Source organism: Bacillus cereus group sp. BfR-BA-01309, from assembly GCF_022664315.1.
GTDB lineage: Bacteria > Bacillota > Bacilli > Bacillales > Bacillaceae_G > Bacillus_A > Bacillus_A mobilis.
On the sequence record NZ_JAKUHE010000019.1, the window covers coordinates 1 to 12,576 of the forward strand.

Sequence of the window (12,576 nt, forward strand, 5' to 3'; positions counted from 1 at the left end):
ACCTTGGCATCTTTGTTTATATTTCGTTCTTTCATACCATTAGAAGCTACAAACAGCTCTTTTAAACCAACATCCACACCAATCGACTCATTCGTTAGTTCTTGTAATTCAAAGTCTTCTTGGAATCCTACACTCATCCACCAGTGACGACCATCAAATGTAACTCTTGGATTGGATGGTTTTTTGTTTCTTGGTAGTTGTTGGCTTGTTTTCACTTCTCCAATAGACTGAATATGAACTACTTTCTTTCCTATAATCAGTCTTTCATAATTGGCATAAAATCCTTGAATTAAATCTTTTTTGGATTTATAAGAAGTGTGAGAACCATTTTTGTACTTTTTGAACGAATTTCTTCTCGCCGTATCAAAATCTTGTGAAGCCTGTTTAGGGACTTGTGCATTGATGTCTTTTAACCACCCATATCTCTTTCGCTTCTTGATCTTTGTAAATCGTTTCTGTAAAGCTAACTGTGAAACAGATTTTCCAAATAGCTTATAGTATCTATCGCTCATTCTTTTACAATAGTTATAAGCGAATCTTGCAGCACCAGCATGGTTTCTAAGCACTTTTTCTTGTTCAGGCGTTGGAATCAGTCTGACTTTCTTCGCCAATATCATCAGAATGTAACTCCTTTAATGAAAGATTTGTTCTTCTGAATCGTAGCGTATTCCACCAGCATTCTCCTAAGACTACCAGGATACAAACCTGTTAATTCCGATACTTGACTAACTCGTGAAAATTTCATTATTATTCTCACCTCATTGAACCAAACATAGCACGTACGTTCGATAAATTCAATAAAGTTTGATAGATTCAATAAAATTTATCTTGTTCAACTAAGGGCGCAATTCCTTAGCCAGTTCTCTTATGAACTTCTCATGTTTTCACATGAGCGCAGACTATATGTTTATCTACTTAAAGATAGAGGATTTTTCCACCACCATAGGCTTGTGATGTACTCTCGTCAGTTATACGAGATAGTCGTTGAACGTTCATCTTATCCATTTTGACTTAGATGATTCGAGGCGGAAGACCCATTGTTCTAGTGTTTAGGATTTACCCTTGCACCATCTGATTGATTTTTTCTGCTTTTGCAACATTCACGCTCGCTATTTCTAGCCACGTTGTAGTTCAATCAGCTTTAGGGATTGCCCGCAGTTAACCCTCACTACTAGCCAATCACTTGACTAGCAGGGCTTACTGATATATTTAATTAACTTTCGTTATAATTGGTTAAATAAATCGTAACAGTTAGTTACCCTTTTTTACAATTCTTTTATATTTTCTTGAATGTGATTTAACATAGTTAAAAGATTATCGCGTTCTTCCTCACTTAATCCTTTAAATGCAGAAGCTGCAAAACGTTCTTTTTCCTCTTGAAACGCCTGAATTTTATTTCGTCCCTCTTCAGTAAGAGAAACTAACGTAATTCTATTATCTTCTGGATTTTTACGTCTTGTAATCATTTCATTTGCCTCAAGCTGCTTTAAATGCCTCGTTATCGCAGCATTATCAATATTCACTTCTTGTTGAAGTGCTTTTTGACTAATTTCACCTACTTCATATAACTGAAGTATAAGCTCTAAACGAGATTGGCTCATACCCGTACAACCTTCAAACTTCGAACTTACTTCTTTATTTAGAAAGTGTAATTTATATAAAATAATCGCTTCTTTTGAGCATGAACTTGTCAAATTACCCCTCCTTTACAATCAAAACAAAAACGTTTGATACATCAATGATTGATATGTCAATTAATATAATCTATATCAATTTAGAATGCAAGCATTTTGTTTTATTTATATTTTTTCCAAATTAAGGCGCTTTGTCGCGTTACAAATAATGTTAATTGCACTATAATAGTACTAATTTAAATGACTGGAGAGTGATTGTAATGCGGCAATACACAAATAGAAATGAGGAATTAAAAATGGAAAATGAAATGAGGATATTCACATATGACAACAATAAATATAGGGATTGTCGCGCACGTAGACGCTGGCAAGACGAGTTTGACTGAGCGTATTCTTTATGAAACGAATGTGATTAAAGAAATTGGCCGAGTAGATAGTGGTAATACGCAAACTGACTCAATGGAATTAGAAAGACAACGCGGAATTACGATTAAAGCATCTGTCGTCTCTTTCTGTATCAATGACTTAAAAGTAAATGTCATTGATACACCTGGACACGCTGATTTTATCGCTGAAGTGGAGCGATCATTCCGCGTTTTAGACGGTGCAATTTTAGTTATTTCTGCTGTTGAAGGTGTGCAAGCGCAAACAAAAATTTTAATGCGAACATTACAGAAACTAAACATACCGACTATTTTATTCGTTAATAAAATTGATCGTAGTGGCGCAAATACTGAAAAAGTTATGAAACAAATAAAAGAGGTTCTTTCAAATGAAGCATTCCCTTTCTACTCTGTAAAAAACGCAGGAACAAAGGAAGCAAGAATTATTGAATACAAATCATATGACGATTGTATGGAACTGTTAGTACCATATAATGAATCATTACTTGAGTCATATGTAAATGACGAAATCGTACCGGACGGATTATTAAAAGAAAAACTCATTACACAAATAGCACAAGCAAATGTGTTCCCTATCTTTTTCGGTTCAGCTATGACAGGTACAGGTGTAACTGAACTGCTCGAAAATATTCCAGCCTTATTTCCAGCTAATAAGCCTGCTGAAAATGAAACATTATCCGGTGTTGTGTTTAAAATTGAACGTGAACCTTCTGGGGAAAAGATTGCATATGTAAGAATTTTTTCTGGTCGTTTACACGTTAGAAAATATGTTCATATACAGCGTGATGAAGCTCAAGCACATAAAGAAAAGATTAAGAAAATATGTATGTTTCATAACGGAAATGCAGTTCAAGCTTCAATCGTTCCTAGCGGAGAATTTTGCAAAGTGTGGGGACTGAGTGATATTAAAATTGGTGATATTATCGGTGAACGAACGGATTATATAAAAGATATTCACTTTGCCGAACCACAAATGGAAGCTGCTATTGAAGCATTACCAAAAGAACGTATTCATGATCTATACGCTGCACTTATGGAGCTATGTGAAGAAGATCCGCTCATTAAAGTGTGGAAAGATGATATTCATAATGAACTATATATTCGCCTTTTCGGTGAAGTTCAAAAAGAAGTAATTGAAACAACTCTTTATGAGAAATATAATCTGCAAGTTACTTTCTCAAATACGCGTGTCGTATGTATTGAGAAACCAATTGGCGTAGGTAATAGCGTTGAAGTAATGGGCGAAAAAGCGAATCCGTTTTACGCAACTATTGGTTTTAAAATCGAACGTGGTGAACTTAATTCTGGCGTAACATATAAGTTAGGTGTTGAACTGGGATCACTTCCATTAGCATTTCATAAAGCAATTGAAGATACTGTATTTCAAACGTTAAAACAAGGAGTATATGGATGGGAAGTTACGGACATTATCGTCACGTTAACACATACAGGTTATGCTAGTCCTGTTACAACAGCGAGTGACTTTAGAAACTTAACACCACTCGTTTTAATGGATGCTTTAAAGCAAGCCGGAACATGTGTATATGAACCCGTAAACGAGTTTGAATTGACTGTACCGGAACATGCGATTAGTACCGCAATGTATAAATTAGCCGCTATTTCAGCAACTTTTAGCGAGCCTAAACTATACAATGATTCTTACCAGTTAACAGGCTCATTACCTGTTGCGAAAACAGAGAATTTTAAGCGAATGCTTCATTCCTTTACAGAAGGAGAAGGTATATTTACAGCGAATCCAACTGGTTACAAAAAACTGAATGCCCCCTTCCCTACTCGAAAACGTGTTGATTATAATCCGCTGAATCGTAAGGATTATTTACTTCATGTTTTGAGGGCTTATTAAGTAAAAAAGAGGTGCAAATTGCACCTCTTTTTGCATGTATTGATAGGTTAGTTTGTCCTAATAACTTCTTTAAGTTTTTCTATTATATTTGCTATCGCCTCAATTGAATTCTCTGTTTCATATTCCCCAACATTTACAGAATGATTTGCATTTTTAACAACATCGATCGTTAGATTCGTTTTATTCAACTGATCAATTTGATCTGCATTATATTGGTGATCTTTATCTCCAATTACTAATATCCCTTCATGATGACTATGTAAAATCGCCTCAAAAATAGAATCAAAAGTTAGTAAAGGTGTAAGTAGTATCATTTTTGACTGTAAAAACTCTTCTTTCTTCATTAAATCATTTGCAATCGGAATTGTTCCAAGTGACTTCCCTAAAAACATAGTATCGTTATATTGCTTACCCTTTAATACTTCCTTCATTATAGGATTAATATCATCCATCATTACTTTCGTTATTTCTTCCATTGATTTATTCATTACTTGTTCGTCATAAGAATAATGAATATGTACTACATCTATTTTATGTTCAAGCATTAACATCGTCGCATAATAAAATAACGGTTTATCGTAATTATATCCTGAACCCGAGAACATAAAGCATATCTTATTTGAACCTTTTTCAATATGTGTATATGGAATTACTTTTCCTTCTATATGAATCTCTTTTTTTGTCCCCTTCACCCTTATCCCCTCCTAATACATTTACTTTTGTAAAACGATATGTGCTGTATGAACTGATACATCCTTTACTTTCTCTTTTATAAACGCTGGCTGTAAGTTATATGTATCTAACTCTTCTACCGGCACCCACTTAAAGAAATATGTTCTACCTTCTTCTTCCAAAATATATTCCTCTGCCCCATTTGCAGGTAACTCATGAAGCTCTACTTCATAATAAAAACTAATTTCATGAAATTTCCTCTCAGAAAGTGTAAAGAAATTTTCTACTGACCATATTAATCTATTTATCCCGATAGGAACCGCTAACTCTTCAGCAAGCTCTCGTTTTAACGCATCTTCACTATTTTCTAGCATTTTCACTCTTCCGCCTGGTACGTACCAAAAATCTTCACCGTCACCTTGTAGAATAAGAATTTTATTATCATGTTTACAAATTGCTCCGACTCGGTAATTAAAACATGTTTCCTCTACTTTAAATGTAAGATCCATCCCTCATTCCCCCTATACTTTATTTAAAAATCACTATAAAACTATTATGTATGTGATGTACAAATAAGATTACTCAATTTTTCTATTCCATTCAATAATTTTTTAACTTTCCAAAAACAATACGCATCATTTGTCATCACAAGTATAAATACATATGTCACAATCATTGCACACACTAGAGCAGCATTATGGGGGACGAAAGGAAACATTGCCAATGCACAAAACTGAAAAATCAAATATTTTATAAGAAATCATTATAAAAGATAAAGTAAAACTTCAATAAATGGAGTTTTTATCTTTACCCTGTTGTTTTTAAATATTTTTAAGACATTATAAAAAAACGCAAGGTCAACTCATGTGCTAATTAATTCTTTTTCTAGAAAAAGCGTCTTTTATTGCACTTGTTAATACATTTAGGAATAATAAAATAGCCATAACTAGCGTTAATACGTTAAATTGCTTTGTTTTATAAGGAGCGAACCATTCCGTAAAGAACTCTGAATTAACGAGACGCTCCCCAACTCCTCCTTCCTTGAAATTCGGTATCCACGAAGTCATATCAAGGATGATAAAAATTAGTTGCATAACGAAAAATGCTCCAAGAGTTTTCAGCCAATTTCGTATTCGAATAGGACGCCCTTTTTTTGATGTCATTTAAATGTTCCTCCTTTTAGAACTTGCTATTAAAGAGCCTTGTTCTGATAGATACGAATAGATAATATCCATGAAATCCCATAGCACCCTACTGCAATGACAGCAAATATAAGAAATAATTTCAAATCTGAAATCTCTTTTAAAAAGGTCAGTACGCCATTAGCATATTTATTTAATAAATATGGAGTATTTCGCATTAAATATATAACTCCAATAGATAAAAATATAAAAACTGGTACAAGTGTTTTCACTTTAAATGCAACAAAAAATGGGATGTAAAATGCAGTAATCAGCATGACTGCCAAGAAGCCTAGGATGTAACTTTCTAAGGAAAGTTGAAATTCCATGCTGTCTAAAATGAAATATTTTCCAACCAAACAAAATGGGATGATTACTATTGTAAAAAATAAGGTTCCAACGTATTTTGAACTTATAATTTCCTTCCTAGTATATGGTAATGAGTTTACTAAAATATTAGCATTATCTTTATCATCAGATTGATATGTGTTAATTACAAAAACGGCACTACAAATGATTATGACATATGCTACATCCATGCCGGCCCACAAATAGGTAACTAAAAATAAGAGATACGCAGGTAAAAAGTTTTTTTGTAAAATCAAATCCTTTTTAATTAAATTAAGCATCTTGACTCCCCCTTTTTCATGAAATACATAATATCCTCTAAACTTGGTTTTTCAATCACCACTTCTTTATTAAATAAAGTTTCGATAGAATTTACATTTTCAATCAATCCCTCGAAACCTGTATTTGCCTTACATACAGATATAAATTCACGCTCAGTTTCAAAATCTAACATATCTAGTGGTCCTTTGACCAAAATATAATCTTCTGCAATGGCATAAATATCTTTTGTAAAAATATGCTTCCCATTTTGAATAAATGTAATATAATCGGCAATGCGGTCTAAATCCGTTGTAATATGAGATGAGAAAAAAATAGTTTTCTCACCATCCTGCATAATATTTTGTAAAACATCCAATAATTCTCTTCTAAATACCGGATCGAGTCCGGAAGTAGGCTCATCCATAATAATTAGTTCAGCATGATGTGAAAGGGCAATTGCAAGAGAGGCTTTCATTTTCATTCCTTTGGAGAATGTTTTCATTTTTTTATTTAATGGTAATTCGAACAGATCTTTATAATATGTAAATTGGTTAAAATCCCATTTTTTATAAGCAGGCGCAATAATTTTAGTAATTTCCTTTAATGTGAGTTCATCATAAAACACATTATCATCATAAACGAAACAAATTCTTTCTTTAATTCGCTTCGCATCAGTCGAATAGTTCATGCCAAATAAGAAGACATTTCCACTATCCGGGTTCATTAGATTCATAATCATTTTAATCGTTGTAGATTTACCTGATCCATTTCCCCCAATAAAACCCGTAACAAATCCTTTTTTTACTTCCATCGAAAAATTTTTAATTTGAAATCCTTTAAAAGATTTACTGACATTTTGAAGTTCTATTACATTTTCCAAGAGTTCTCCTCCTCGTATAAAATTGTAAGCATTTCTTTTAGATCATTTAAAGAAACATCCATTTGTTTAGCATTTTGAATCGCTTCACACAACTTTTCTTCAACTGTCTTTAATTTTTTTTCTTTCATAGTTTCAATGTTTTGTTCTGCTACAAAGGACCCCCTTCCGACAATTGAATAAATAAAACCGTCTTTTTCCAGTTCTTCATATGCTCTTTTCGTTGTAATAATACTTACTCTTAAATCTTTTGCTAACTGACGCATTGAAGGAAGAGGATCTCCTTGCTTTAAATCACCTAGTAAAATAAGTTTTTTTATTTGTACACCAATTTGTTCATAAATAGGTTCCTTTGAAGTGTTCGTAATAACGATTTGCATGCAAATACCTCTTTTTAAAAATATTGTATATATACTTTATATACAATATATACTATCGCACATTGTAAATCAACAGAAAATTCCCAAAATATAGCCACAAACATAATCTAATAATAAATGTAATTCATACAACTTATTTATACGGGGCTTCCTCGTATTTACTCGATTTTGAGGTGGAGGTCTTACTGCTATCTAATACGGTATAAAGACTACGTTGTGTTTTACGGAGAAATTGGCACAGCTGGTAATGTGAAAGAAAAAGAGTTTGAAACAGAAGAACAATCTGAGAAAGTTGATATCAAGTTAGACTGGAATGAAGATGACGAAGAAGGATAAAAAAGATGTTTCCTAAGTTATGGGACATGTATGGGGAAGAATCGATAGTTTGATAGATTTGTTAATTGCCAAAAACGCCTTGTTTCTTTCGTAACAAGGCGTTTTTCATGATACTATGTTTAAATTGTTATCTTCCCACTTTCCCACCACTTCATAAACGTTTCTAACGAAGGAGCAACCCAAGTTCTACTATCATTTTCATGATTCCATACATATATATCATCTCTTTGCACGATTCCGTTCAAAATGGAATAACCAAACAAATCACCATTTCCGCCATCAGCAAAAAATAATAAACAGTCAAAAGGCATATATAAATCCTTGAAATCAACTATATTTCTCATATTCATATTTTCAGTTGTAATTTTTGAAGCAGACCATATAAAGTCCCCATATTCACCTTGTACACCGTTTGTTTCCTGTAATAATTGATATAAGTCATTCGGTAATTCCACCTGCAAATTTTTGTGAACTTCAGCGAGTTCATTCTTTGTAGCTGGATTTTTGAAACTTAAGTTTTGTGAAATACTACGAATGGTGATTTTCCACATAGCTTTTTATCCTTCCTTCCATCGCTTACGTTCAATCAAGTATAGACAAAGAGGATTCCCTAAATTGATTCATACCACTTTTCTATCAAATCTTTCTCCCTCTCACCTGAAATACCTGCTTTTAATTCCCATTCATCCACACTCTTCATCCACTCATACACATCTGTAACCGTATGTTCTAACCTTCTAAAGGTAAGTCCTTCTTTAATAGCTCTTTCAATACTAATAGAAAAACCACCTTTCCACGGCTTTCTCTCACCTTCTAATGAAAAAGTTTCTGGAAGCCATAAAGGCATCTCTGTCCAAGGCTGCACTTTATGTTCATTCATAAATGATTCATCTACCCAAACGAATGCAACGTCACTATTCGTGACCTTTTTGCACGTATTTAATAGCTCTTCCATCGTCAATTCATAATTTGGACCTGTAACATTGAATGTACCTGCTTTATTGTTTTCTGCCATGTTTAGTCCCCAGCTTGCGACGTCTTTTATATCAACTACCTGCACTGGGCGGTCTTTTCTTCCTGGAACTAATACTTCTCCTCCCTTCGCTACACGCCCAATCCAGTATGGAAGCCGGTCTGTGTAATCAAACATCCCTGAAAGAAGCCCTGCTCTTACGTGTAAAACACGTCCCGGCCAATACTTCTCTGCTTCTTTTTCACACAATACTTTCAGCGCACCGTAATAATCATAAGGAGAAACTTCACCATTCTCCACAGCCTTTATTTGATCACCCGTTAGTTCGGGTTGTAATATATAATCTTCTTTTATATGATGCGGAATCCAATCTTTATATACGGAAAGACTTGAGATGAATATATAATGCTTTATATTATTCTGTAAGACTTCTCCGATATTTCTAATGTGATGCGGAGAAAATCCACACGTGTCGACTACCGCGTCCCATTTGCGATTTACTAAACTTGAAACATCATCATTTCTGTCACCGATAAGATGCTCTACTTCAGGAAAGATTTCTTTGTTTGTTCCGCGGTTAAATAATGTAACTTCATGCCCTCTGTTCAAAGCCTCTTCTACGAAAGCTTTTCCTAAAAATCGTGTACCACCTAGAATTAGAATTTTCATGTTTCGCCCCCATTCGTGATTGAAAATCGTTTCTTTTGTTAAACGATTTTTTGTTGTGGAAAGTTACGGGGTTGGTCTGATTTTTTCTGCAAGTTCAACATATGTAATTTCCATTTCATATATAATTAAAATATCGGATATTTGATTAAGCACTTATACATGTAAGTAGGTGAAAAATATGAATAGAAACATAGTTTATCATTCAACATTATGTATTTATTTTCTCTCATCGCTTGTATATATCATCTTACTAAACATAGAAAATGGTCGTAATTATTTAGGGTTTACGATGGTTATTCCGCTTTTAGCTGCTATTTTATATCAGAAATTATATAAGAAACAAAAAATAGTTCATACATTTGGAATTTCACGTCCAAAAATAAGAACATTAATTTTCTCCATTTTATTCCCAATACTTCTAGGTCTATGTCTGCATTTCTATTTCTATTTTTATATTTATAATATAAAATTCTTATTTCATCATTATAATGAATTAGGATTTCTCCTACTCATTGGTCTTACAATTGCTGCTTTGTCTGCATTTTTAGAAGAAATCATATGGCGGGGAAATTTTCATTACCATTTACGAAAAAAATATTCATTAAAACAAACAGCAATCATTACTGCATTGCTTTGGTCTTTATGGCATTTACCAGTATCAATCTTTTATAAAAATTATCAGTTTCAGCTTGTAGGAATATTAAGCTATCTCTCATTATTATTTATATTATCTATAATTTTGACATATACGAGAGAGTATAGCCGCTCTGTGATAACACCTGCAATTTTACATGGTATGTTTAATGTATTTTATTTAACAGATGGAGTAGAAACAAAATGGGATATTAGCCTAATGGAATTAATTAAATTTATCTTGCTCGTAATTGTGTTTGGCATGATGTATCTAATACATCGAAAAGTTAAAAGTACCTAAACAAATTATAAAGTACTTCAACACCTATTCAATAATCGTATAGGTGTTGAAGTTTTCTAATCTTAGTTGAACGACTTTGTTCTCACAACGCTAATTTCAATCATGGTGAATATAACAAGTATAACTAATCCTTTTATTTTCATAAAAATTCACATCTTAATCTTTTGAATAAGGAAGTATGCACTCTTTAATTAACTTCCATCTATCCTCTGCATTCGGTATGACTTCAGAAGCAATCGCCACCACCAGTTCCTTCTCTGGTACGCAGCAAATTACATTCCCACCATCGCCCATTGCACAGTATGAAAAGATTCCATCCTCTTCTCGTAACCACCATAAGTAACCATATTGATTTTGGTTCATTTCTGTCGATTCTTTTATCCATGATTTTGATAGTATTTGCTTTCCATTATGAATACCTTCATTCAAATATAACTGTCCAAACTTAGCCATATCTCTAGCTGTTAACGTAAGTCCCCAGCCGCCTGTTGAAATACCATTTGGATCGTGAACCCATCCTTTCACACTTTTTCCGAATAGGTCATCGAATCCAAATGCCTTCATATTATAGTTTGGAATTTCTCTCATACCGAGTGGTTGAAATAAGTATTCATTCGCAAATTCACGTGCATTTTTTTCTGCTACGCTCATTATGATTGCTGATAATAAATGAGCTCCTGCAGATGAATATTTAAAAATTCCAACTTCTCCGCCTGCTCCTATCCTATTTAACGTATACTGTACCCAATCTCGTTGCGTACATAGCTCTTCTAACGGTTCCTGCCAGTCTACGAAAGGATGTGGAGCTGTCATTGTCAACAGATGTCGTACTGTTATTTCAGGTGAATGAACGTTATATTCCGGGAAAAATTCTATTACTTTTTGATCAACACTTTTTATATACCCTTTATCTACACATAGTCCAATCAACGCAGAAATTATCGTTTTTGTGACTGACACTATATGAAATGCATCATCTGGACCGTGATCATTATAATAATTTTCAAAAACAACATTACCTCTCTGCACTACTAACATACCATTAATATTTTTGTATTCTTCTTTTATAATCAGATCTAACTTTTCAGCAGTTTTCATTATTCATTCCCCTTTAACCCATGATTAAAAAGGTTCGATAGGTACATATATATCAACTATATGTTTATTTTCCGGGTGCTGCCTTGGGTCATTTTTATACATTTCGAAAGGATACGAATCTCTCGGCTTATATCCGCTATTGGGAAGCCACTCACCGTATAAGAAATCCCATGCTCCTTTATATTCATCTTGGAATATTTCAAAATGACCTACCGCATACTTTCCAGAAGGTATTACCATGATTCCAATGTCGCTCGTTTCAACTGCGGACCCATCCGGAATTGTTATACATAAACTAGTTCTTAAATGATTGTCCTCAGTAAATTCATGATGATCGTGGTAAATGGTTAATACTTTCGTATCCTCAAATACATGATAGTTTTCCTCCACTGCGTAATGAAATAATTTCTCTATCATTTTTGAAAAAGCTATCGTTAACTCTTCATATGTACCGATATGCCTTATGTATGCGACGTGTATATCGTCCGCTGATACAATTTCAACATTTCCTCGAACCTTCTTACACTCATTGTATTGAGAAGTTCCGCTTACGTCTTTGCAATTCTTGCTATTGTCGTTTCGATATTGAGATGGACTTATTCCGTAATAATTTTTAAATGTTCGGGAGAAAACTGCTGAATCTGTGAATCCGAAGTGATACGCAATATGTGTAATCGTCATATCTGTGCGATATGTAAGTAAATGTGTTGCCCTTTCTAATTTCAATCGGTTTACATACCGTGATAATGGCTCGTCTACTATCCCCTTAAAAATCCGATGAAAATGAAACTTTGAAAATCCTGCTACATCTGCTAACTCTTCAATTGAAAGTGGATTATCTATGTTTGATTCTATATAATCTTGCACTTTATAAATGCGTCGTAAGTACTCATTTCTACTTTGTTTACTCTCCATACTTTTATCTCCTCACAACAAAAAGGCTAA

Annotated in this window: 15 protein-coding genes; 2 read left to right on the forward strand and 13 right to left on the reverse strand. The window is 33.5% G+C overall.

What is annotated here, in order from left to right; genetic code table 11:
- From MR115_RS25080 to MR115_RS25085, 3 genes are all read right to left on the reverse strand, one after another.
- Positions 1-617: RNA-guided endonuclease InsQ/TnpB family protein (locus MR115_RS25080; protein ID WP_242243121.1), on the reverse strand; the 617-nt coding region annotated here is incomplete at its 3' end.
- Positions 617-745, reverse strand: a complete 129-nt coding sequence (locus tag MR115_RS29910; RefSeq protein WP_255864095.1) for a hypothetical protein — start codon at positions 743-745, stop codon at positions 617-619. The genes MR115_RS29910 and MR115_RS25080, both read right to left, overlap by 1 nt.
- Before the next feature lie 520 nt (positions 746-1,265).
- Positions 1,266-1,694: a MarR family winged helix-turn-helix transcriptional regulator gene (locus MR115_RS25085; RefSeq protein ID WP_098586770.1), complete on the reverse strand. Its 429-nt coding sequence runs from the start codon at positions 1,692-1,694 to the stop codon at positions 1,266-1,268.
- A gap of 264 nt (positions 1,695-1,958) precedes the next feature.
- Here MR115_RS25085 and MR115_RS25090 point away from each other — a divergent pair, with 264 nt between their 5' ends.
- Positions 1,959-3,902, forward strand: a complete 1,944-nt coding sequence (locus MR115_RS25090) for an elongation factor G (protein WP_242243122.1) — start codon at positions 1,959-1,961, stop codon at positions 3,900-3,902.
- Positions 3,903-3,949: 47 nt separating this feature from the next.
- Here MR115_RS25090 and MR115_RS25095 read toward each other — a convergent pair whose 3' ends face one another.
- The 8 genes from MR115_RS25095 to MR115_RS25130 all read right to left on the reverse strand — a co-directional run bounded on the left by MR115_RS25095 (position 3,950) and on the right by MR115_RS25130 (position 9,599).
- Positions 3,950-4,594, reverse strand: a complete 645-nt coding sequence (locus MR115_RS25095; protein WP_242243123.1) for an alpha/beta hydrolase — start codon at positions 4,592-4,594, stop codon at positions 3,950-3,952.
- Between the two features lie 21 nt (positions 4,595-4,615).
- The gene (locus MR115_RS25100) at positions 4,616-5,083 is read right to left on the reverse strand and encodes an NUDIX hydrolase (protein WP_242243124.1); all 468 of its coding nucleotides are present in this window, start codon (positions 5,081-5,083) and stop codon (positions 4,616-4,618) included.
- A 360-nt stretch (positions 5,084-5,443) separates the two neighbouring features.
- A complete protein-coding gene (locus MR115_RS25105; protein WP_000202090.1) occupies positions 5,444-5,737 on the reverse strand; it encodes a YfzA family protein in 294 nt (97 codons plus the stop codon).
- Positions 5,738-5,766: 29 nt separating this feature from the next.
- Complete coding sequence (locus tag MR115_RS25110; protein WP_242243125.1) at positions 5,767-6,384, reverse strand: ABC-2 transporter permease; 618 nt, start codon at positions 6,382-6,384, stop codon at positions 5,767-5,769.
- Positions 6,372-7,244 carry an ABC transporter ATP-binding protein gene (locus tag MR115_RS25115; protein WP_242243126.1) on the reverse strand — a complete coding sequence of 291 codons (873 nt, stop codon included), beginning with the start codon at positions 7,242-7,244 and terminating at the stop codon, positions 6,372-6,374. The genes MR115_RS25110 and MR115_RS25115 overlap by 13 nt, the downstream gene beginning before the upstream one ends.
- Positions 7,232-7,621, reverse strand: a complete 390-nt coding sequence (locus MR115_RS25120) for a GntR family transcriptional regulator (protein ID WP_242243127.1) — start codon at positions 7,619-7,621, stop codon at positions 7,232-7,234. Before MR115_RS25120 ends, MR115_RS25115 begins: the two co-directional genes overlap by 13 nt.
- 455 nt (positions 7,622-8,076) lie before the next feature.
- Positions 8,077-8,508: an SMI1/KNR4 family protein gene (locus MR115_RS25125; RefSeq protein ID WP_163095030.1), complete on the reverse strand. Its 432-nt coding sequence runs from the start codon at positions 8,506-8,508 to the stop codon at positions 8,077-8,079.
- A 59-nt stretch (positions 8,509-8,567) separates the two neighbouring features.
- Entirely contained in the window at positions 8,568-9,599 is a 1,032-nt protein-coding gene (locus MR115_RS25130) for an SDR family oxidoreductase (RefSeq protein ID WP_242243128.1), read from the reverse strand.
- Between the two features lie 169 nt (positions 9,600-9,768).
- On the opposite strand from MR115_RS25130, the gene MR115_RS25135 reads away from it, so the two are divergent.
- Positions 9,769-10,533, forward strand: a complete 765-nt coding sequence (locus tag MR115_RS25135) for a CPBP family intramembrane glutamic endopeptidase (protein ID WP_242243129.1) — start codon at positions 9,769-9,771, stop codon at positions 10,531-10,533.
- A 156-nt stretch (positions 10,534-10,689) separates the two neighbouring features.
- On the opposite strand, the gene MR115_RS25140 is transcribed toward MR115_RS25135, so the two are convergent.
- Both MR115_RS25140 and MR115_RS25145 read right to left on the reverse strand, forming a co-directional pair.
- A complete protein-coding gene (locus tag MR115_RS25140) occupies positions 10,690-11,631 on the reverse strand; it encodes a serine hydrolase domain-containing protein (RefSeq protein ID WP_098597775.1) in 942 nt (313 codons plus the stop codon).
- Between the two features lie 24 nt (positions 11,632-11,655).
- Positions 11,656-12,546, reverse strand: a complete 891-nt coding sequence (locus MR115_RS25145) for an AraC family transcriptional regulator (protein ID WP_242243130.1) — start codon at positions 12,544-12,546, stop codon at positions 11,656-11,658.
- Positions 12,547-12,576 lie beyond the last annotated feature (30 nt).

Bases quoted from the DNA above. Each gene is read 5' to 3' on its own strand.
- MR115_RS29910 (WP_255864095.1), bottom strand. From the start codon at position 745: ATGAAATTTTCACGAGTTAGTCAAGTATCGGAATTAACAGGTTTGTAT.
- MR115_RS25090 (WP_242243122.1), top strand. From the start codon at position 1,959: ATGACAACAATAAATATAGGGATTGTCGCGCACGTAGACGCTGGCAAG.
- MR115_RS25100 (WP_242243124.1), bottom strand. From the start codon at position 5,083: ATGGATCTTACATTTAAAGTAGAGGAAACATGTTTTAATTACCGAGTC.
- MR115_RS25105 (WP_000202090.1), bottom strand. From the start codon at position 5,737: ATGACATCAAAAAAAGGGCGTCCTATTCGAATACGAAATTGGCTGAAA.
- MR115_RS25110 (WP_242243125.1), bottom strand. From the start codon at position 6,384: ATGCTTAATTTAATTAAAAAGGATTTGATTTTACAAAAAAACTTTTTA.
- MR115_RS25120 (WP_242243127.1), bottom strand. From the start codon at position 7,621: ATGCAAATCGTTATTACGAACACTTCAAAGGAACCTATTTATGAACAA.
- MR115_RS25125 (WP_163095030.1), bottom strand. From the start codon at position 8,508: ATGTGGAAAATCACCATTCGTAGTATTTCACAAAACTTAAGTTTCAAA.
- MR115_RS25130 (WP_242243128.1), bottom strand. From the start codon at position 9,599: ATGAAAATTCTAATTCTAGGTGGTACACGATTTTTAGGAAAAGCTTTC.
- MR115_RS25140 (WP_098597775.1), bottom strand. From the start codon at position 11,631: ATGAAAACTGCTGAAAAGTTAGATCTGATTATAAAAGAAGAATACAAA.
- MR115_RS25145 (WP_242243130.1), bottom strand. From the start codon at position 12,546: ATGGAGAGTAAACAAAGTAGAAATGAGTACTTACGACGCATTTATAAA.